Origin of the sequence: Plantactinospora alkalitolerans (assembly GCF_015690345.1) — a bacterium.
In the GTDB taxonomy this organism is placed as follows: Bacteria; Actinomycetota; Actinomycetes; order Mycobacteriales; family Micromonosporaceae; genus Plantactinospora; species Plantactinospora alkalitolerans.
This window is the reverse complement of sequence record NZ_JADPUN010000147.1, coordinates 1-20,410: the sequence shown is the minus strand read 5'-3', so window position 1 is coordinate 20,410 and position 20,410 is coordinate 1. Positions and strand designations below refer to the sequence as shown.

General features: G+C 71.2%; 14 protein-coding genes and 2 pseudogenes. 7 read left to right on the top strand and 9 right to left on the bottom strand.

Features of this window, described 5'->3' with window-relative positions:
• Window positions 1-40 precede the first annotated feature (40 nt).
• Together I0C86_RS14705 and I0C86_RS14700 are read right to left on the bottom strand one after the other, a co-directional pair.
• Window positions 41-1,354 carry an ABC transporter ATP-binding protein gene (locus I0C86_RS14705; protein ID WP_196201794.1) on the bottom strand — a complete coding sequence of 438 codons (1,314 nt, stop codon included), beginning with the start codon at window positions 1,352-1,354 and terminating at the stop codon, window positions 41-43.
• A 159-nt stretch (window positions 1,355-1,513) separates the two neighbouring features.
• On the bottom strand, window positions 1,514-3,754 hold the full coding sequence (locus I0C86_RS14700) for a glycosyltransferase (protein WP_196201775.1): 2,241 nt from the start codon (window positions 3,752-3,754) through the stop codon (window positions 1,514-1,516).
• 156 nt (window positions 3,755-3,910) lie between these two features.
• Here I0C86_RS14700 and I0C86_RS14695 point away from each other — a divergent pair, with 156 nt between their 5' ends.
• A complete protein-coding gene (locus I0C86_RS14695) occupies window positions 3,911-5,563 on the top strand; it encodes a glycosyltransferase (RefSeq protein WP_196201774.1) in 1,653 nt (550 codons plus the stop codon).
• 84 nt (window positions 5,564-5,647) lie between these two features.
• Here I0C86_RS14695 and I0C86_RS14690 read toward each other — a convergent pair whose 3' ends face one another.
• Window positions 5,648-6,763 carry an NAD(P)/FAD-dependent oxidoreductase gene (locus I0C86_RS14690; protein WP_196201773.1) on the bottom strand — a complete coding sequence of 372 codons (1,116 nt, stop codon included), beginning with the start codon at window positions 6,761-6,763 and terminating at the stop codon, window positions 5,648-5,650.
• Between the two features lie 123 nt (window positions 6,764-6,886).
• Between I0C86_RS14690 and I0C86_RS14685 the strand changes: the two genes are divergently transcribed.
• Window positions 6,887-7,315, top strand: coding sequence for a winged helix-turn-helix transcriptional regulator (locus tag I0C86_RS14685; RefSeq protein WP_196201772.1), 429 nt, complete (start codon window positions 6,887-6,889; stop codon window positions 7,313-7,315).
• Here I0C86_RS14685 and I0C86_RS14680 read toward each other — a convergent pair.
• The 5 genes and pseudogenes from I0C86_RS14680 to I0C86_RS14660 form a co-directional block, all read right to left on the bottom strand.
• Window positions 7,299-9,542 (bottom strand): bifunctional glycosyltransferase/CDP-glycerol:glycerophosphate glycerophosphotransferase, encoded by a 2,244-nt coding sequence (locus I0C86_RS14680; RefSeq protein WP_196201771.1) that lies wholly within the window; start codon window positions 9,540-9,542, stop codon window positions 7,299-7,301. The two genes, I0C86_RS14685 and I0C86_RS14680, sit on opposite strands and share 17 nt — an antisense overlap.
• A gap of 221 nt (window positions 9,543-9,763) precedes the next feature.
• Window positions 9,764-11,653 (bottom strand): annotated as a pseudogene (locus tag I0C86_RS14675) (DUF5941 domain-containing protein); the annotation flags it as partial.
• Window positions 11,654-11,892: 239 nt separating this feature from the next.
• Window positions 11,893-12,558 (bottom strand): ABC transporter ATP-binding protein, encoded by a 666-nt coding sequence (locus tag I0C86_RS14670; RefSeq protein ID WP_407676308.1) that lies wholly within the window; start codon window positions 12,556-12,558, stop codon window positions 11,893-11,895.
• A gap of 80 nt (window positions 12,559-12,638) precedes the next feature.
• A complete protein-coding gene (locus I0C86_RS14665) occupies window positions 12,639-13,466 on the bottom strand; it encodes an ABC transporter permease (protein WP_196201769.1) in 828 nt (275 codons plus the stop codon).
• Window positions 13,467-13,686: 220 nt separating this feature from the next.
• Window positions 13,687-15,057 carry an L-serine ammonia-lyase gene (locus I0C86_RS14660; protein WP_196201768.1) on the bottom strand — a complete coding sequence of 457 codons (1,371 nt, stop codon included), beginning with the start codon at window positions 15,055-15,057 and terminating at the stop codon, window positions 13,687-13,689.
• A 274-nt stretch (window positions 15,058-15,331) separates the two neighbouring features.
• Here I0C86_RS14660 and I0C86_RS14655 point away from each other — a divergent pair, with 274 nt between their 5' ends.
• On the top strand, window positions 15,332-15,541 hold the full coding sequence (locus I0C86_RS14655; RefSeq protein WP_196201767.1) for a PspC domain-containing protein: 210 nt from the start codon (window positions 15,332-15,334) through the stop codon (window positions 15,539-15,541).
• Between the two features lie 63 nt (window positions 15,542-15,604).
• On the opposite strand, the gene I0C86_RS14650 is transcribed toward I0C86_RS14655, so the two are convergent.
• Entirely contained in the window at window positions 15,605-16,417 is an 813-nt protein-coding gene (locus I0C86_RS14650; protein WP_196201766.1) for a DUF4230 domain-containing protein, read from the bottom strand.
• A gap of 159 nt (window positions 16,418-16,576) precedes the next feature.
• On the opposite strand from I0C86_RS14650, the pseudogene I0C86_RS14645 reads away from it, so the two are divergent.
• The 4 genes and pseudogenes from I0C86_RS14645 to I0C86_RS14630 form a co-directional block, all read left to right on the top strand.
• Window positions 16,577-16,732 (top strand): annotated as a pseudogene (locus I0C86_RS14645) (bifunctional 5,10-methylenetetrahydrofolate dehydrogenase/5,10-methenyltetrahydrofolate cyclohydrolase); the annotation flags it as partial.
• 166 nt (window positions 16,733-16,898) lie between these two features.
• The gene (locus tag I0C86_RS14640) at window positions 16,899-17,402 is read left to right on the top strand and encodes an RNA polymerase sigma factor (RefSeq protein ID WP_196201765.1); all 504 of its coding nucleotides are present in this window, start codon (window positions 16,899-16,901) and stop codon (window positions 17,400-17,402) included.
• 13 nt (window positions 17,403-17,415) lie between these two features.
• Window positions 17,416-18,837 carry an extracellular solute-binding protein gene (locus I0C86_RS14635; protein ID WP_196201764.1) on the top strand — a complete coding sequence of 474 codons (1,422 nt, stop codon included), beginning with the start codon at window positions 17,416-17,418 and terminating at the stop codon, window positions 18,835-18,837.
• A 229-nt stretch (window positions 18,838-19,066) separates the two neighbouring features.
• Entirely contained in the window at window positions 19,067-20,233 is a 1,167-nt protein-coding gene (locus tag I0C86_RS14630; protein WP_196201763.1) for an endo-1,4-beta-xylanase, read from the top strand.
• Window positions 20,234-20,410: the final 177 nt, after the last annotated feature.

Here is a 20,410-nt window from a genome sequence, read left to right as displayed (position 1 = left end):
ACCGGAACGCGCCGCCGAGCCGCCGGACCGACAACGGCGGTCAGCGCCATCCGACGTCGATCCGATCCCCGCGCTCGTCGAAGAAGTGCACCGCGTCCATCCGCACCGAGACCGCCATCGGATGGCCCGTCGTCACGGCCGGGTACGGGGCGAGCCGTACCGCCAGTTCGGCCGGACGCCGGTGGTGCCGGCCCGGATCGTTCAGCACGCTGGTACGCCCGCTCTGGGCCTCGGCCGCCGGTTGCCCCGCGCCACCGGTCGCCCGGCCGGTCAGCCGCTGCATCACCTGTCCCAGCCGGCGCAGCCCCCGGCCCGCGCCAGCGGTCCGCTCCTCGGTCGCGGGGCCGCCGAGTTCGTCGACGACGATCGCGGTCGCACCGATGTCGAGGAACGCCAGTGACTCGTGTCCGTGATGCTCCAGATAGCGGATCCGCCCCTGCAGTACGTCGCCCGGGGTGTCCGGCGCCACCGGGGTCAGCGCCTCCGCGCGCATCCCGACCACGATCCGCTCGCCGTGGTAGTGCGCCACCGCACGCGCCCGGATGTCGTCCCAGGGCAGGTAGAGCGCCTGCTCACCGAGGTTGAGCGTGACGTACCGGTCCAGGTGCACGTAGACCGTCGCCTCCAGCAGGTTCATCCGGGGGCTGCCCAGGAACGCGGCGACGTACAGCGTCGCCGGGCGGCCGTAGACCTGGGTCGGCGTGCCGACATCCTGGAGTACGCCCTTACGCATGATCGCCACCCGGTCGGCCATGGTCAGCGCCTCGGCCTGGTCGTGGGTGACGTAGACCGTGCTCACGCCGAGTTCGCGGACCAGTCCGGAGATCTCGGCGCGCAGCTCCGCCCGCAGTCCGCTGTCCAGGTTCGACAGCGGCTCGTCCATCAGGAAGAGCCCGGGTCGCCGGACGATGGCCCGGCCCATCGCCACCCGCTGCCGCTGCCCGCCGGAGAGCTGGCTGGGCTTGCGTCCGAGTACGTCGCCGATGCCCAGCGCGCTGGCCACGTCGGCGACCCGTTCGCCGCGCGGACCCTCCTCCACTCCCGACAACCGGAGCGGAAAGGCAATATTGGACCCAACAGACATGTGCGGATACAACGCGAAATCCTGGAACACCATCGCGATCCCGCGCTCCCGCGGCGGCAGGTCGTTGGCGAGCTCGCCGTCGAGCAGCACGGCGCCACTGGTGGGGTCCTCCAGGCCGGCAACCATCCGGAGCACCGTGGACTTTCCGCAGCCCGAGGGGCCGAGCAGCACCATGAACTCGCCGTCGTTGACGTCGAGACTCACCTTGTCGACTGCCACAGTCCCATCCGGGAACACCTTCGTGACGTCTTTGAGCGCGACGGTGGTCACCGTCACCTCCCCGCAGCGTAATGGCCGGCCCCGGAATGACTGTGACGAGGATCATCGGCTAAGCCCATCGGGTAAACGTGCCATGTTCACGTTGTGACATAACGGTTACCAGACTCGTCACGAGCGGGAACGCGGTCTGTGCCGGGGGCCACCCGAGCTTCAGAGTAGTCGACGGTGACCGAGCGTGCCGCCGCCCCGACGCCGTGACCCTTCGTCGCCGGCACCGGTGGACGCCGGGGCGCCGCCCCGGGGAGGCCGGGCCGGATCAACGCGGGGAGGCCGGACCGGATCGACGCGGGTCAGCACGGGTCCGGCCGGGCCGCGGCTCGACGGCACGGGACCGGCCGGAGCGGCGCTGGAGCGGTCCGACACGGCGGTGAAGCGATCCGACACGGCGCTGGAGCGATCCGACACGGCGGTGGACCGGGCCGGCGCGGTCGCCGGCGCCGGACCGGTGCCGAACTCAGGGTGCCGGGGCAGGCCGGGCCACTGTGCCCCCGCGTCCCGCAGGAAGTACTCCAGTCCCGGATCCCAGGTGTGTCCGGCCGACCGTCGCTGGTAGACGTAGCCGAGCGGATGGGTCCGGTAGATCAGCCCGCCGGCCCGCCGGACCCGGTCGAGCAGTCCCCTGTCTACCGACCGGGGCACCGGCCGCCAACCACCGACCTGTTCCAGGTCACCCCGGCCGATCAGCATCGTGCCGCCGGCGACCACCGGGGCGAAGCTCTCCGGCGCCCCCGCGTCCCGCCGGACCGTGGTGTCCAGGGTCTGCAGGTAGACGAACTCGGCCGGCTTGCCGACCAGCGTCGCGCCGGAGTGGTGCCGGGCGAGCACCAGATCCCAGACGTGTTCCGGCCCGTACGTGTCGTCGTCGTCGAACTTGGTCACCAGGCTGCCCCGGGCCCGGGCGGTGGCCGCGCCGACCGCCTCGCCGAAGCTCTGCCCGGCCGGCACCTCGACGATCTCCAACTGCCGGGTGCAACCCGCCAACCGGGCACGCAGGTCGGCCGGCAGGCCCACGCCGTGCAGACAGAGCACGATCTCCAGTTCGGGATAGCTCTGCGCCTCGATCGCCGCGACCGCGTCGAGGACGTACGCCAACCGACGGGTGACCAGCAGCGCGGAGACCGAGGGCAGCCGCCCGAACCCCGGGAAGGCGCCCGCCGCCAGCCGGGGCAGTACGAACTCCCGGCCGTGCCCGCGCATGGCGGCGCGACGCTGGCGTACCGCCCGTGCCTCCCACTCCAGGTCCGCGTACCGGTCGGAGGACGCGCCCGGCCGGTCGGGGAGCGGCCTGCCGAGCAGTTCGACCAGTTCGTCGGCCAGCGGCGCCGCACAGGCCGGCGGCAGGCCCGGCGCGTGCACCAGTACGCCGGCCAGTACGAGGTGCAGCAACAGCGTCGCCTCCGCCTCGGGGTACCGCCCCGGAACCGCGCGGCAGTCGAGCACCCCGATCCCGTCCAGCGCCGCGCCGATCTCCTCGGTCAGCCACGGTCGGTCCAGCCGGCCGCCACGGCCCGCCCCGTCCGGGCCGACGATCCACCAGTCCCGACCGTCCGGTTCGGAGGAAAAGGTCAGCTCCGCCCGGGGCGTGGCGGGGCCGAAGGGTCCGTAACGACCGACGGGTACGGCGTGTTCGAGGTCGACCAGCACCGACGTCCGGCCGCCACGACTGCCACCGCTACCGTCGCCGCCCCGGGAAGCGGCACCGTGCCGGCCGACGGGGAACACCGCCCGGTACGGGGGATCCGCCGTTCCGCCCGCCGTACCCGGCGCGGCGCCGTCGGGCCGGAGCACGATGTCGTACGGGCGGATGTCGTCGCTGGTGGTCAGTTCACCGGCGGTCACGGCGAGCCGGGGACCCGCGCCCAGCCAGTCGGGGAACACGTCCTGGGCGGTCACCTCCGGCCCGCCCGGCGTCGGCATCGGGCGTACCGGAGTGAGCAGCGGCAGGATGGCGACCAGCATCGAGCGGAGCGGCACGGACCATCTGACCTCGATCTCGACCACCATCCGCCCTCGGTCACCGTGGGGCGCACCGACCCGTGAGGTGAGCAGGTGGGGCAGCGGACCCAACCGCCCGGACCAGCCGCGCTGGGGAATCCGCCAGTCCTCCACCGCGACGGTGACCCGGCGTACCCGGGCCAGCGAGACCGGATGGTCGAGCAGCCGTCGCAGCCGGTCCACCGATCGGGCGGTGACGGCCATCCGGCCGACGAAGACCTGGTGCCACGGCCCGGCGGGGCGACGGCGACGCCCGGCCCGCGTTCCTCCGTCCGGTACCTCGGTCAGGCCGGAGCCGAGCAGGACGAGCGGCCACCGTCGGTGCCGCCGGTCACCCGGATCACCGACCCGGACCCGCCAACGGAGGTACTTCTCCGGGCGCACGCTGCCTGGCACGTCGACCCCTCCATCGACTGAGGACGAACCTCAGCCTACGCGTCGCAGTCACAAAGGCACTTACCGTAGCTGCATCTTGCGGTGATTTCATCTGACATCGGAAGCATGTCGCGTGGAATGTCAGCTCTGGGCGATTGGCTCACTACACTGTGCCGCGTGTCCAGTCGCGCCCGGGCCACGGCGGCCCGTTCCCAGGTCCGGTTGTTCCGGAACGACTGGAGTCCACTGCGCCCACCCGACCTGGACGACTGGCGGCCGAACCGGTCGGTCTCGCTGGTCATTCCGGCCCGCGACTGTCAGCGCTCCCTCGACCTCACCCTGGCCGCGCTGCGCCATCAGACCTATCCGGCCGAGCTGCTCGAGGTGGTGGTGGTCGACGACGGCAGCGATCCGCCCCTGACCCTGCCGAAGATCCGGCCAGACAACTGCCGCGTCGTGCGGATGGCCGACCGCTCCGCCGGCTGGGGACGGTCCGCCGCGCTGCATGTCGGGGCGCGCGACAGCGAGGGTGAGATCCTGCACTGGCTGGACGCGGACATGGTCGTCTTTCCCGAGCACGTGGCGGCGCAGGCCCGCTGGCAGCACGTCAGCGACGAGGCGGTGACCCTGGGATACAAGCGGTTCACCGACGGCGAGTGGCCGGATCCGGAGCAGGTCGCCCAGCGGTGTACCGCCGGGACCCTCGACCAACTCTTCCGGTGGGAGGAAACCGAGCCCCACGAGTACGTCGAGCGGCTGATCGACGACACCGACCAGCTTCGGGCCGGGAACCATCTCAACTTCCGGGCGCACGTGGGTGCGACCGCCGCGCTCACCCGGACCCTGTACGAGGAGACCGGTGGACTGAACCCCGAGTTGCGGCTCGGCGAGGACACCGAGTTCGGCTACCGGCTCGCGCAGGCGGGCGCCGTGTTCGTGCCCGAGCCCCGGGCCCGGAGCTGGCACCTGGGGCCCTCGCACATGATGACCAGGGGCGAGGCGCTGCGCCGGTACAACCGCCCGTTCCTGGCCGACCTGATGCCCCAGCCCCGCTACCTCCGGCCGGCCGCACACCGCTGCTGGGCCGTACCGCTGGTCGTCGCGGTGGTGCCGGCCGAGGGCCCGTACGAGCTGGTGCGGACCTGTGTCGACCGGTTGCTGGCCGGTGACCAGACCGACCTGCGGGTGCTGTTGGTTGCCGACTGGGCGGAACTGTCCGACGACCGCCGCCCGGTGCTCGCGGACCCTCTGCTGGACCGCCGGCTCCTCGCCGCCACCTACCGGTCCGAGCCCCGGGTGGAACTGGTCGAACGGGCTCCGGAGAGCGCATATCCGTCGCCGTACCTGCTGGAACTCGCCCCGCACCTCGGTGTCGACGCGGACAGCGTGCGGCGGCTGGTGGCGGTCGCCGACGAGTGGCAGGTCGGCCTGGTCCGGCTGCTGCCGCCCGGTGCGGTCTCCCCGGACGACGGGATGTCGTTCTGGCGTACCTCGGCGCTGTCCCGGGCGCGGCGGGTCCGGCGACCCGGTGAGCAGCTCGACGAGGTGGTGGCCGAGGTGGCCGGCCGGCGCTGGGTCAGCGGGAACGACTTCGGCGTACTCGACCTGCGGTTGTTGCCGGAGAACCAGTGGGTGGCGCCCCGGCCCCGCCTGGTGACCCGGCCCGCGAAGCGGTCCCGCCGGGCGGCGCTGATCGGGGTCGAGACGATCCCGGTCGGCGGCATCAGGTCACTCGCCACCGCCACCCGGTTCGTCGCCGGCCGGTACGCGGGACTGGCCGCCGACCGGGTCCGGCAGCGGGTACGCCGGCCGCCGCCGACCGCCGACTGAAAGCACCGTCCACCGTCGTACACACGTTCTATCCACAGGTTGTGGATAGAACGTGTGTACGACCGATCGGGCTGTGGATGACCGTCAGCGGCCCTCGGTGGGCTCGGCGTCGAAGAGGACGGCGAACCTCTCGGCCAGCATGTTCCGGCCCTTGTACTCGGCGGCGAGTTCCGGGCCCGCGATGCCGTCCATCCCCGGAAGCTGTCCGGCGCCGCCCTCGGGCCCGAGCGGCACGAGGATGACCGGCGGCATCGGCTGGTAGTCGCCGACCTCGCCGTCGCCGGTGATCGTGGCCTTGATGTTGGCCGCCACGACCTCCGCCTGGGCACCGGCCCGGCCGGCCATGTTGTAGTCCGCGTCGGAGACGTCGCCGATCGCGTAGACCCGGTCCTGGCCGGCGACCCGCAGTCGCCCGTCGACCCGCAGGTAGCCGCGCTCGTCGCGCACCTGCGCCATCGACTCGCCCAGGTAGTCGCTGGTCGGGGTGACCCCGAAGCACCGGTACCAGATGTCGGCGGTCAACTCCTCGCCCGCCTCGGTCCAGATGGAGATCGGGGCGAGGGTGGCCGGCGCGGCGTCCGGCAGCGCCCGCAGCGGGCTGCCGAGCGCAAGTTCGACACCGAGTTTGTCGAGCTGGCGACGCAGTTCGTCCCGGAGTTCCTGGTCGAACGGGCCGGGCAGGATGTCCGGGGAGACGTCCGCGATCGTCACGTGCTTGTCCGGATAGAACGACTTGATCTCACCGGCCAGCTCCAGGCCGGACGGGCCGGCACCGACCAGCAGCACCCGCTCGGCGTCGAGCAGGGCCGAGTGCGCCTGGCGGAACCGGGCCCGCGCCGTGTCGACGGTGAGCTCGTCGGTCTTCGCCGGGAACGGGTAGGACGAGCCCGTGGCCAGGATCAGGTAGTCCGGCTCGAGCCGCGCACCGGAGGCGAGGGTGACCTGCCGACCGTCGACCGTCACCGCCCGGTCCCGTACGAAGCGTCCGTTCTTCAGCAGCCGGTCGTACGGCATGAAGATCCGGTCCAGCCACTCCGGCTCGACCAGTGCCCGCCAGGCCGCCACGGTGTGTGTGAACGCCTCGGTCGGGTCGACCAGGGTCACCTCGGCGACGTCGTCCAGGGCCTTGGCGGCACTGATCCCGCCGTATCCGCCTCCCACGACCACCACGGTGGGCCGCGAGCCAGTGTGCTCAGTCATGAGACTCCTCGTCGGAAAGTAGAAGCTGCGCCTAGATCAGTAGCTACATCTTCGTTGAGAGTAGCAATTCCTAACCTAGCAACTTCTAAAAGCCTAGCGACATTCCGTTGCTAGGCTTCAGACATGGCGGCCAGGACGAGTGCGGAGACCCCGGAGGCCTGCGCACGCAGCGACGCCGCCCTGACCAGGGCCTTCGTGCTGCTCGGCAAGCGGTGGACGGCGGTCGTGCTCGGCAGCCTGAAGTCCGGACCGGCCGGATTCCGTGAACTCTCCCGGGCGGTCGGGCGGGTCAGCGACTCGGTGCTTTCCGACCGCCTGTCGGAATTGACCTGCAACGGGCTCGTCGCCCGGACCGTCGACGAAGGGCCCCCCGTCACGGTCTCGTACCAACTGACCGACCGTGGTCTGGCGCTGATGCCCGCCCTCGAACAGGTCTCGCGCTGGGCCGCCGAACATCTACCCGCCGAGGAATCCTGCCCCAGCCCGCAGAAGCCCGAAGCCTCGTCCCAGGGCAGCCCGGCACGTCAAGCAGGGCTCAACCGGGCTCGTTGAGCAGAGTCCGCCGGACGACCCGCTCCGCCGCCCGGCCGTCGTCCAGATCGCAGAACCGGTGCCGGAACCGGGCGCGGGCCTCGGTCGCCTCGACGCCGTCGACCGCACCGGTGGCGAACAGGTCGAGCAGGTCCGGCAGGCTCGTCGCCGCCACCCCCGGCGCCTCGACCAGGACATCCAGGTAGACCCCGCGCTCCCGGCGGTAGTCGTCCCAGTCCGGGGCGTAGATCACGATCGGCCGGTCCAGCGTGCCGTAGTCGAACATCGCGGACGAGTAGTCGGTGACCAGGACGTCGGCGGCCAGGTACAGGTCCTCCACCGACGGGTGCCCGGTCACGTCCGTCACCCGACTCCGGACGTCCGGCGCGCCCGCGGCGGTCGGCATCCCGGAGTCCTCGCCACCGGCGGTCACCGCACCCGGATCGAGATAGTGGCCCCGGATCAGCAGTCGGCCGGCCGGCCCGAGAACGTCGAGCAGCGCACCCGGATCGAACGGCGGCCAGTAGCCGGGATGGTGCTCCCGGTGGGTCGGCGCGTACAGCACCACCCGGTCGCCGGGCGCGATGCCCAGCCGATTCCGGACGGCCTCGACCTCCTCCGGCCCGGCATTCACCAGTCGGTCGTTGCGCGGATAGCCGGTCTCCAGGGTCAGGTAGTCCGCCGGATAGGCCCGCTCCCACATCTGGGTGGAGAAGGTGTTGGCGGTGACGCTGTAGTCCCAGCGGTCGATCCGGCGCAGCAGCCCGGAAAAACTCAATCCGACCGCACCACGCGGATAGCGCTGCTGGTCCAGCCCCATCACCTTGACCGGGGTGCCGTGGTGGGTCTGCACGTGCACGGAGCCACGCCGCTTCACCACGTAGTCCGGGAAGTTGACATTGTTGATCAGCCAGTGCGCCCGGGCCAGCGCCCGGAAGTACGGCCGGCTCCCGGCCACCACGTACGGCACTCCGGCCGGCAGACTCGACACCCGGTCCCGCCGGACCACCCACACACCCCGGATCCCGGGAGCGAGTTCGCGCGCCTTGGCGTGGATCGCCGCCGGATTGCAGGCGTAGCCCCGGTACCAGTACGAGGCGTACAGGGCCAGCGTCGGATCGAGCGGCGCACGCAGTTGGGCGTGGTAGTAGCCGCGCAGCAGCGCAGCCCGGGCCAGCCGGGCGGCCCGGAAGGGTGGTACGGCCAGTCGGGCGGCCCGGGACAGCGGGCCCGGCAACGGCCGGCGCGCGAGTCGGCGGGCGCTGCCCCGGGACCGGTGCAGCGCCCGGAGCAGGACGTACGGCCGCCAGTGGCCGCCGGCCACCAGCCGGTGCTTCAGCCCCTCCACCCCGCCCGGCACCCGGTACCCGCCCGGCGGCAGCCAGCGACGGTAGTCCGCGGCCACCTGCTCGAAGAAGGCCCTGCGCAGCTTCGGCGAGACCCGCCGCCCGTTGCCCAGCACGATCAGGTAGTGCCAGACCATCCGTTCGAAGATCAGCGGCCGCAGGTCGTCGTACGCCGGCCCCCAGCCCCGCATCAGGTCGAACACCCGCCGCCAGTGCGGGAACACCTCGAAGTGCCGGTCGTCCAGGGTCCGGGTGATGGCGCCGGAACGCCGCTGCCGGTAGTTGACGCAGACCACGTCCAGCACGCTGATCCGGCGCGCGGCGAGCAGCGCCGGATAGCTGAACGAGACGTCCTCGTACCAGCCGGGACCGAAGCGCAGGCCGAGGTCGTCCAGGAACCGCCGGCGCACCACCTTGTTCCACGCGGTGTGCAGCACCCCGATCACCTCGGGCCGGTCCCGCACCCCGAAGACGGCACCACCGGAGTCCGCGATCGTGTCGTCCAGGCCGCTGCCGAGCGTCCGGTTGTTCCAGTACGCCCGCACGTGGTCGACGATCAGCACCTCCGGATCGACCCGGCGCAGCCGCTCGGCCACCGCCGTCAGGCAGCCGTCGACCAGCCAGTCGTCGCTGTCCAGGAACCAGACGTAGTCACCGGTGGCCAGGTCGAGGCCGATGTTGCGGGCCTGGCCCAGCCCCATGTTCTCGTCCAGCGTCACCACCCGGACCCGGGGGTCCCGGGCGGCGTACTCGGCGATGATCTCGCCGCAGCTGTCCGGCGAGCAGTCGTCGACCGCGACCACCTCGACGTCCCGTACCGGCTGGCCGAGAATCGAGTCGAGGCAGTCGCGCAGGTAGCCCTGGACCCGGTAGACCGGCACGACGAAGCTGATCAGCGGCATTGGCGCCGGTCCCCCGCTGGCAGCGTCATCCGTCCCTCTTCCGCGCCGCCAGTCGGGGGTGGCCGATCACCCCGGCAGCGGCGTCACCCGTCCCGGTCCCGTTCCGCCGGGGAGTTACCCCGGTCCCATTCCCCGCCGGCCGGTACGTAGCCCTCGCGGGCCCCGGCGACCGCGAGCGCGTCGCCGGAACCGGGCTGTCCGTCCGTCCTGGTCTCGGCGGCGCTCGGCTGTCGGGGCCCGGGGACGTCCCTGGGTACCCAGCCACGGAGCGCGTTCACTACGAAAATCGCCAAAAGGTACCCGGCGAGCAGCAGCATCACGATCCGGCCGGCGGCCGGGCCGACCAGCACGGCGGCGGAGAGCACGATCAGCCGCCCGTCCCAGCCCAGCCCGAGCGACCCGAGCAGGGGGGCACGCTCCCGTTTCTCCAGCCGGGCGGTGAGGTCGTAGTGCCGCAGGGCCAGCGCGAAGAGCAGTGCGAAGATCACCGCCCCGTCGGCATCGACCAGTACGCCGGTCGCGATCACCAGCAGGTACTCGGCGGCCCGCAGCGCGGCCGGCACCAGCCAGTCCAGCGCCCCGGCGTGTGGTACCGCCGCCGGCAGCCCGGCGAGCAGGACGACCAGGACCGCCAGCGGCACCGCCCAGCGGGCGTGACCGCTGTCGAGCCCGGCCAGGCCCGCCCCGAGCAGGGCGGCACCGGCCCCGGCCGCGAGTACGGCCAGCGGCAACGGGCCGGAGAGGCCCGCGCTCCGGCCGAGCGCCGCCAGCCAGCGCGCCGCCGGCCCGTCGTCGCGGTGCAGCATGGTGTCCACCCGGGTCAGCACCGGGACCCGCATCGAGCGGGCCCGCAGGGTACGCAGCGCCAGCGTGTACGCCGCCGCGAGCCCACCCCAGACCAGTACGGCGACCAGGCTGACCAGCGGACTGAAGATCGCCACGGTCAGCGCGATCAGGGCCCACCGTTCACCGATCGGAAAGACCACTGTCCGTTTCAACCAGTACGTCAACGAGCCGGTGTCGGCCTGTACCCGGTTCGACGCCTGGCTGAGCCGGTCGCCCAGCCCACCCGGGCCGCCCGGACCGGCCGTACGGGGACGCTTGGCAGCCTCGTCGTGCAGCGCGCCGTACCAGGTGTCGGTCATGTGCCGGACGGTCTGCAGGGTGATCGCGGCGATGCCCAGCGCCCAGCCGGGACCACCGGCCCGCTCGACCCCGACCGCGAGGCCGGCGTAGACCAGGTATTCCTTGGCCCGGTCGGCGAGGGTGTCCAGCCAGCCGCCCCAGGGGCTGAAGTGCCGGGTGTAGCGGGCCAACTGCCCGTCGACGCAGTCCAGCATGAAGCCCAGGTAGAGCAGGATCGCCCCGGCGACCAGGGCTGGACGGCCACCGAGCGCGAAGAGCACCGCCGCCGCCACCGCGAAGGCGACCGAGATCGCGGTCACCCCGGTCGGGGTGAGCCGGAGCCGGGCGCTCAGCTTGGTCACCCATGGCGACCAGGTGCTGACGAAGTACGTGGTGAAGAAGTCGTCCTTCTCCTTCACCGAGAGCCGCAGTTCGGCCCGGTCGGAGTCGACCGCGGCCACCGCGGCCTCGGCCTCGGCCAGCTCGGCGGCATCGGCGACCCGGCGGGCGACGAGCAGGCGTACCCGGGACGTGAAGATCGTGATCCCCGGCCCGGTCGCGGAGTCCGGGCGGGCCAGCTCCGCGAGCAGCCGGTCCAGGGCCGCCGACGTAGCACCGGGAGTTCCGGCGGCGACGGTCCCGGCGCCGGAGGTTCCGGCGGCGACGGTCCCGGCGCCGGAGGTTCCGGCGGCGACGGTCCCAGCGCCGGGGATTCCGGCGCCGACCGTTCCGGCCGCGTTCTCGGCGTGGGTGCGGGCGTGGGCGTGGGTTTCGGTTTCGGTTTCGGTTTCGGCGAGGGCGCGGGCCGCGGCGACCAGGGCCGGGAGGTCGGCCACGCTGACCCGTACCGCCCCGCCGGAGGCTCCCGTGGGGGCGACACCGAGGGTCCCGGCGGGCCCGGCGGCGACCACCTGGCCCCGGTCCTCCAGCACCGCGACCGGGCCGGCGTCCGGGTCGGGCAGCACCAGGGCCACCGTTCCGGGCATCGGGCTGGTGCCGAGGTGACGCAGTACGGCGGTGTGTGCGACCAGGTCGCCGGAGCAGAGCAGCACCGGCTCCCGGGCGGTGCCGGCCAGCACGGCCAACTCCGCCAGGTCGTCGGTGAGTACGACGTCCCGGGCGCCGGCGGCGCGCAACTGTTCGCGCAGTACGGCGGCGAGCGGCTTGCCGTCGGGAAGGGTGAGGGGTGGGCCGGACCGGGTCGGGGTGAGCAGAATCGCCAGCATCACGGCCTGACCACGTCGTGGTATGCGTCAAGTGCCTCGCGTATGGTGCCGTCCACCCGCAATCGTCCTCCGTCGAAGTAGAGTCCCCGGCTACAGAACCGGGTGAGATCGTTTTCATTGTGCGAGACCAGCATCACGGTCCGACCCTCGGCGATCAGTCCGTCGATGGTGTCGTAACACTTCTTCCGGAAGTCGGCGTCGCCGACCGCCGTCACCTCGTCCATCAGCAGGATCGGATGCTGGAGCTGGGCGATCACCGAGAAGCCCAGCCGGACCTTCATCCCGGACGAGTAGTGCCGGACCGGGGTGTCGATGGCCTTCTCGATCTGCTCCCCGGCGAAGGCGATGATCTCGTCGAAGTGTCGCCGGAGGAAGCTCGGGCTCAGCCCGTGCAGCGAGCCGACCAGGTGGACGTTCTCCCGGCCGGTGAGGTCGTTGGAGAAGCCGGCCGAGAGTTCCAGCAGCGGGGCCACCGCGCCGCGTACCCGGATCTCACCCTCGTCGGGGATCAGCACTCCGGCGATCAGGCGCAGCAGCGTGCTCTTGCCGGTGCCGTTGCGGCCGATGATGCCGACGGTGTCGCCCGAGGAGACGGCGAACGAGACGTTGCGCAGCGGCCAGAACACCCCGGCCGCGGGCTGTCGCCCGCCCCGGTGGATGAACATCTCCCGCAGCCGCAGGTTGCGCCGGCGGTTCCGGACGAACCGGATACCCAGGTCGTCCGCCTCGATCATCGCCCCGCCCACTAGAGCTCCTTCAGTACGGCGGGTTCGAGCCGGCGGAAGACCCACCAGCCGGCGAGCAGGACGAGCAGGCTGCCACCGGCCGCCACCCCCAGCAGCCGCGCGTCGGGGAACTCGTCCGGGTACCAGACCGCGTGGTGGAGCTGGAAGATCCCGACCAGCGGATTGAGCTCGTACACGATCTTCACCCAGTCCGGCATCGAGGATTCCCGGACCAGGGTCAGCGGATAGATGATCGGGGTCGCGTAGAAGAGGACCCGGGTGACCAGCCGCATCAGCCGTTCGATGTCCCGCATCAGCACGTTGAGCGAGGAGAGCAGCAGCGCGATGCCGATCAGCAGGGTCGCCTGGATCAGTACCGCGAGCGGAAGCGCGAGCAGCGAAACGCCAAGATCGATCTTGCCGAGCGAGGCGTACACGATCGCGATCGCGGCCAGGATCGGCAGCCCGGCGACGTACTCGGCGAACCGGCCGGCGACCCGCCCGATCGGGAACACCTCGCGCGGCAGGTTCATCGTGGTGATCAGGCGGGCCTGCCCGGTGAGCGCGTTGGTGGCCTCGCCGATCGCCGAGCTGGTCCACATCCAGGCGAAGATGCCGGTGATCAGGAACAGCGGGTACGAGTCGGCGGCGTCGCCGAGGTGCCGGTTGGTGGCCGACTTGTAGAGCAGGCCGAAGACGAAGAAGTAGATCGCGCCCATGCCGAGCGGCTCGATGAGCGACCAGAGGTAGCCCAGCACCGACTGCTGGTACTTCACGGCAAGGTCCCGCCGGACGAGCAGCCGGAGCGTGTTGCGGTGCGACCACACCGCCACCACGCCAGACGTCACAGCCGCCTCCCGCTCGTTCCGGTCGAGCCGCTCCGGCGCAGCCGCCGACGCGCCATAGGGTACCAGTCGGGAGAATCTCCAAAAATACGACTAACCGGACTCGCCACCCGCTCCGGCCTCCGGCCGCGACCCACAACCCGACGACGGCCCAACGCTACCGGACGGCCACCGCCCTACCACCCGCCAGACACCCACCCGCCATCGATCCTGAGAAGTCCGGTCAGCACTCGATGACGTTGACGGCGAGGCCGCCCCGGGCGGTCTCCTTGTACTTGACCTTCATGTCGGCGCCGGTCTCCCGCATCGTCTTGATCACCTTGTCCAGCGAGACCGCGTGCTCGCCGTCGCCGCGCAGCGCCAGCCGGGTGGCCGTGATCGCCTTGATGCTGGCGACCGCGTTCCGCTCGATGCACGGAATCTGCACCAGCCCACCGACCGGATCACAGGTCAGGCCCAGGTTGTGCTCCATGCCGATCTCCGCCGCGTTCTCCACCTGACCCGGTGTACCGCCCAGCGCCTCGGCCAGCCCGGCGGCCGCCATCGAGCAGGCGGAACCGACCTCGCCCTGGCAGCCCACCTCGGCACCGGAGATCGAGGCGTTCTCCTTGAACAGCACACCGATCGCGGCCGCGGCGAGCAGGAACCGGACCACGCCGTCGTCCGACGCCGACGGAACGAACCGGGTGTAGTAGTGCAGCACCGCCGGGATGATCCCGGCCGCGCCGTTGGTCGGCGCGGTGACCACCCGACCGCCGGCCGCGTTCTCCTCGTTGACCGCGAGCGCGAACAGCGTCACCCAGTCCATCACCCGGAGCGGATCCGTGGCTCCCGGATCCGCCTCCAGGCCGCGTCGCAGCTCGGCCGCCCGCCGCCGGACCCGCAGCCCGCCCGGCAGGGTGCCGTCCCGCAGGCTGCCCCGGTCGACGCACTCCCGCATCACCCGCCAGATCTCCAGCAGGCCGGTCCGGATCTCCGCCTCGCTCCGCCAGGACCGCTCGTTCGCGAGCATGATCCCGCTGATCGACAGCCCGGTCTCGGCGGTCAGGGCCAGCAGTTCGGCACCGGTCGAGAACGGATAGCGCACCCGGGTGGTGTCCGGCTTGATCCGGTCTGCGCCGGTCGCGGTCTCGTCCACCACGAACCCGCCGCCCACCGAGTAGTACGTCCGGCTCCGCACGGGCTCACCCGCCAGGTCGTACGCGGTGAAGGTCATCCCGTTGGGATGGAACGGCAGCGAACGGCGGCGGTGCAGCACCAGATCACGGTCGAGGTCGAAGTCGACCCCGTGCGCCCCCAGTACGGCCAGCCGGCCCTCCGCCCGGATCCCGGCCACCGTTTCGGCGACCCGGTCCGGGTCGACCGTCTCCGGCGCCTCGCCCAGCAACCCGAGGAGTACGGCCGGACCACTTCCGTGACCGTGTCCGGTCGCGCCGAGCGAGCCGAAGAGTTCGGCGTGCACCCTGGCGGTGCCGGCGAGCAGGCCGTCGGCCTTGAGCCCGGTTGCGAACGTCCGGGCGGCGCGCATCGGACCGACGGTGTGTGAACTCGACGGACCGATCCCCACCGTGAACAGGTCGAAAGCGCTGATCATCGATACCCCTCCCGAGCCGGCGTCGTTGCCGGCTGTCGGCCCGGCGACTCCACCGGTTCCCCCAGCATCACCCCTGAGCTGCCGATCGGCGAGCCTACCCGGAGCCGACGGGCAGGAATCCGGGGCGGCCCGCCCGGGTACATACACCTACGGGTACCTCATGTCCGGATCCCCCTGCGGGCCGAGGGCGCGGGGTCGTGCCGTTCCTACCGTGGAAAGCAGCCGCCGTGGAACCCGATGTGGTGGAGTTCCGGCGCCGAGTGAGGAGACGACGATGAGTCGAAAGCTGACCCGCCCCCGGGACAACCGAATGATCGCCGGTGTCTGCGCCGGCCTGGCCCGCCGCTTCGGCATGTCCGCCGGAATGATGCGGCTTCTCTTCGTGCTCTCCGTACTGCTGCCGGGCCCGCAGGTGATCATCTACCTGGCCCTCTGGATCATCATGCCGTCCGAGTCCTCGCCGGTCGCGGAGTACCGGCACTGACCGAACGGCGGTGCCGTCCAGGCCGGACCCGGCCTGGACGGCACCGCCGGATGTCGTCGGTTGCTACGGCTGGGTGTAGGTGATGGTCACCTTCTCGTAGCCGAGCGAGCGGAGCAGCCCCTCCAGCATCTTGCGGGTGTTCTCCTGGGCCCGTTCGTTCAACCCACTGCTCTTGGCCGAATCCGCGATCTTCTGCTCGGCCTTCAGGTAGACCTCACGCTGGCGGTTGGGGTCGCCGCCGAAGATCTCGCCGAGCTGGGTGAGCACGCCGCGCTTCTCGGCGAAGACGTAGCTGCGCTCCAGATCCAGATTGATCTTTCCGAGCTGCGGCGCCGGCAGCTTAATCTCCACCGACTTCTGGTCCGCCGACTCGACCACCGCCCCTTCGGCGATCTTCCCGAAGTCGACGTACGAGTCGACGGTGCCGGCGCCGACGAACAGGGTGCGCTCACCGAGCAGGAACTCCGGAACGTACTTCCGGTTCTTCTCCAGGTCGACGACGACCTCGAAGTTGCCCTCGGCGGCAACGTACCGGCTGAGGTCCTGGATGGACTTCAGCAGCGGCGGCTGGCTGCGGTCGGTCTCCTCCTTCGTGAACGGGTTGCTCAGGTTGGGCAGGAGCCCGCTGACCTGCACACCGAGCACCAGTACCACCGCCAGGCCGATGATCCCGGCCAGCAGCACCAGGCCCCGGCCTCGCCTGCCACCGCCGGTCGGCTCCGGCCCCGGGGCACCCGTGTCGTGCCCACCGACGTCGGACGGCTCCGGGTGCTCCGTACCGCCCGCCCAGGGGTCAGCGGGGTCGGGCGCCGCCCGCCCCTTCGCGTAGCCGGGGAACTCACGAGTGGGCTGGTTGACATCGCCTTCTCGGGACATCCGCCCTCACCGTCCTTGTCTCCAGAAGTACCTGTATAGAACGGTACGGCCCGGGTACGACAGGCGCGAGTCGAGCCGTACCCGCCCGAAATGGACTCGTGTTCCCGCAGGTCAACGGGGATGTTCCCCTGGACCAGCCGGGGCTCGGGAGATCGGTCCGGACGACTCGCCACCGGACAGCCCGGCCCGGTGCCGTGCACCCCGGCCGGCATCGAGGCGCTGCTCGCCTTCTCCGAGATTCCGGTCGCCGGCCGCGACGTGGTGGTCCTCGGCCGGGGTACGACACTCGGCCGTCCACTCTCGCTGCTGCTCGCTGGCATCAGCCTCCTCGGCGGCGACCGGGACAGGTCTGACCGCAAGGCCGACGGCGGACCCGTGATGTACCGGGCCGCAGCCGATAGGTTCGACGCAACGGATTGACGACGCTCGGCGTCTGGAGTCGACGACGCCCGGCGTCCGGCGTCCCGGAGGAGGGACCTTGATGGCCCGTGGCGCGTTCGGCGACGCCGAGGAGTTCGCTCGGGCGCGCCTGGACGCGCTGAGGCGATTCGCGTACCTGATCAGCGGCAGTGCGGCCGAGGCGGACGATCTGGCCCAGATCGCGGTGGTCGAGGTGTGGCAGCGGTGGCGCAAGGCCCGGGACAACCCCGAGGCGTACGCCCGGCAGGTGATCGTGACCCGGAACGTGAGCCGGTGGCGGCGGTCGCGCCGGGAGGTGCCGAGCGACGACGTGGACCACCGGCCCGACGATCCGGCCGGTGCCGTGGTGACCAACGGCGCGCTGTGGCAGGCATTGCAGGAACTCGGCAAGCCCGAACGCACCGTCGTGGTGCTCCACGTGCTCTACCGATACACGTTCAGCGAGATCGCGGCCATCTGTGGCGATCCGCCGGGCACGGTTTCCAGCCGGTACGCGAGAGCCAGACGGTCCCTTCGGGCACATCTGGCGACTACCCAGCCAGCGATTCGGAGCGTACGTGGCTGACAAGATCAGGTCCGTGGATGATCGGATGCTCGCCGAGGAGGTCGTCGCCACCCTCGCGGAGGCGCAGGCCGCGCTGCCACCGGCCGCCCCCGGTGCGATCACGACGATCCGCGAGCGCTTTCGGCGGAGACGGCGGCGGCGCGTCCGGATCGCCAGCACGGCGATCGCGATCCTGATCCTGGCGGTCACCCTGACCAGCGCGGAACTGACCCGGGGCCGGGGATTGTCGCCGGCGCCACCGGCGGACGGCGGTACGGCAACGATCCGGGTGTGGGCCATCAACCCGCCGGGCCAGACCTCGGCCCTGCGGGAACTGGTCGCCCGGTACAACAGGTCCGCCGAGGTGCACGTCGAACTCCTGACCTTCAGCAACGACGACTACAAGGAGAAGCTGCGTACCTCGGTCGACTCCCCGGACGGCCCGGACGTCTTCGTCAGCTGGGGCGGCGCCGCCCTCGCCCGACTCGCCCGCGACGGCCGGCTGGCCGACCTGACCGGGCCGTCGACGGCCGGCAGGTTCCTGCCCAGTGCTCTGGCCGGCGGCATCGTCGACGGCCGGCAGTACGGACTGCCGATGAGTGGAACGCATCCGACCGTGCTCTTCTACAACAAGGAGGTCTTCGCCCGGTCCGGGCGGACTCCACCGCGCAGCTACGCCGAACTGGTCTCCCTGGTGGACGCGTTCAAGGCCGACGGGATCACCCCGTTGGCCCTGGGCGGCGCCCAGGGATGGACGGAGCTGATGTACGTGATGTACCTGGCCGAACGGATCGGTGGCCCCGGCACCACGGCCGACATCGCGCTCGGCAGACCGGGCGCCTGGACGAAACCCGCCGTGTTAGAGGCATTACGGAGTGCGCGGGACCTCGCCGAGCGGGGCGCGTTCGGCGACGACTTCTCCTCGCTGAGCTACGACGACGGCAGCGCACCTCGCCTGCTCGCGACCGGTCGGGCCGCGATGGAGCTGATGGGGACCTGGGAGTACCCCACCCAGCTCGCCCGGAACCCGGACTTCGTCCTCGGCGACCAACTGGGCTGGGTGCCGTTCCCGGCCGTTGCCGGCGGGGCGGGGAATCCGGCGGACCTGGTCGGGATTCCGGCCCAGTACTTCTCTGTCACCGCCCGCAGTCGTGATCGGGAGGCGGCGCTCCGGTTCGTCCGGGACGTCGCGGCCGACACCTATCTCGACGATCTGGTCACCGACGGCGAGGTGCCCCCGGTCACCGACGCCGTCGACCGGCTCCGGGACACGGACCACGCCGGGTTCGCCATCTCGGTACACGAGTTGGTGGCGAAGGCTCCCTCGTACAGCCTGGCCTGGGATCAGGCGCTGGATCCGGCCACCGCGACGAGGTTGAACGCCAACCTCCAACGACTGTTCAGATCGGAACTCACCCCGGAACAGTTCGCGGCGGTCATGGCTGGTGGGGACTGACGGCACTGTCCCACCCGCCACCGGGTGATCTTCTAGCACGCTCGACGCCGTTCGAACAGGCCACGGTCTCTCGCAAGGAGTGTCGGATCTCCGACAACGGATCGTGCAGCAAATCGATGCCCGACTCGCGTTCCGGGGGAGATCCACGCGCACCCGTCCCACCCGTGCGCGACAACGCCGGTCGCTCCGGCGACCGACTACGAACCACACCCGTGGAGGTTTCGAACGGATGAGAAAGCTTCGGATCGTTCTCGTCGGCGTACTGGCCGCCGGCTCCCTTTACTCGGTCGGACCATCGACCGCCACCGCCGCGCCGACGCAGGTGACCGGCGGGGCCGCCACGAAAGTGGCGACCGGCGGCAGCGTCGCCCACGTACCGCCGGCCCAGACCACGGACCTGCCGCTGCGGACCCTGGCCAGGAAGCACGGCCTGGGCATCGGCACCGCGGTCGACATGGCCGCGTTGGACGCCGACCCCCAGTACCGCTCCCTGGTGGCCCGGGAGTTCTCCGCGGTGACCGCGGAGAACGTGATGAAGTGGGAGTCGCTGGAGCCGACCCGAGGTGAGTACAACTGGGGCCCGGCCGACGAGCTGGTCGACTTCGCCCGGCGCAACGGGCAGAAGGTGCACGGTCACACCCTGCTCTGGCACAGCCAGGCGCCGGCCTGGCTCAACGAGGGTGTCGCCGACGGCTCGATCAGCCCCGCCGAACTGCGCACCATCGTCCGGGACCACATCACCACCGTGGTGAAGCACTTCCGGGGCAAGGTCCGGGCCTGGGACGTGGTCAACGAGGCGTTCACCGACGGCGACAACCCGGTGCTCCGGGACACCATCTTCCGGCAGCACCTCGGCCCGAACTACATCGCCGACGCCCTGCGCTGGGCGCACGCGGCCGACCCGAACGCCAAGCTCTTCCTGAACGACTACGCGACCGACAACATCAACCCGAAGAGCACCGCGTACTACGAGCTGGCCAAGCAACTGCTCAAGCAGCGGGCCCCGCTGCACGGCATGGGCTTCCAGGGCCACCTGGATCTCCAGTACCCGCTGCCGATCGACGCGCCGGAGAACCTGCGCCGGTTCGACAAGCTCGGCCTGCAGACGGCGTTCACCGAGGTCGACGTCCGGTTCGACCTGCCGGTCGACAACTGGAAGACGGCCGGACAGGTGGGTAGCTTCAACACCCTCCTGCAGGCGTGCCTGCTCACCCCGCGCTGCGTGATGTTCACCGTGTGGGGCTTCACCGACAAGTACTCCTGGGTCCCCGGCTTCTTCGAAGGCCAGGGCTCGGCCACCCCGTTGGACGAGAACTTCCAGCCCAAGCCGGCCTACCGGGGCCTGCAGCAGGTGCTCGCCGTCGCCTCGGATCCGAACAGCAGGCGCGGCTTCTAGGGAACGGTCGGGAACGGGTACTCGGCGATTCCCGTCCCCGACCACCAGCGGCCCGCCGTCGAGCCCCACCTGCTCGATGGCGGGCCGCCTCCGTCATGCGTTAGGAGGGGACCCTTCTTCTACCGAAAACGATAAGAAGGGGCCCTTCCTTTCACTCGGGGCTGGTGGGGGTCGGGG

Bases quoted from the DNA above. Each gene is read 5' to 3' on its own strand.
- I0C86_RS14690 (WP_196201773.1), bottom strand. From the start codon at position 6,763: ATGACTGAGCACACTGGCTCGCGGCCCACCGTGGTGGTCGTGGGAGGC.
- I0C86_RS14685 (WP_196201772.1), top strand. From the start codon at position 6,887: ATGGCGGCCAGGACGAGTGCGGAGACCCCGGAGGCCTGCGCACGCAGC.
- I0C86_RS14680 (WP_196201771.1), bottom strand. From the start codon at position 9,542: ATGCCGCTGATCAGCTTCGTCGTGCCGGTCTACCGGGTCCAGGGCTAC.
- I0C86_RS14670 (WP_407676308.1), bottom strand. From the start codon at position 12,558: ATGTTCATCCACCGGGGCGGGCGACAGCCCGCGGCCGGGGTGTTCTGG.
- I0C86_RS14660 (WP_196201768.1), bottom strand. From the start codon at position 15,057: ATGATCAGCGCTTTCGACCTGTTCACGGTGGGGATCGGTCCGTCGAGT.
- I0C86_RS14655 (WP_196201767.1), top strand. From the start codon at position 15,332: ATGAGTCGAAAGCTGACCCGCCCCCGGGACAACCGAATGATCGCCGGT.
- I0C86_RS14650 (WP_196201766.1), bottom strand. From the start codon at position 16,417: ATGTCCCGAGAAGGCGATGTCAACCAGCCCACTCGTGAGTTCCCCGGC.
- I0C86_RS14640 (WP_196201765.1), top strand. From the start codon at position 16,899: ATGGCCCGTGGCGCGTTCGGCGACGCCGAGGAGTTCGCTCGGGCGCGC.
- I0C86_RS14630 (WP_196201763.1), top strand. From the start codon at position 19,067: ATGAGAAAGCTTCGGATCGTTCTCGTCGGCGTACTGGCCGCCGGCTCC.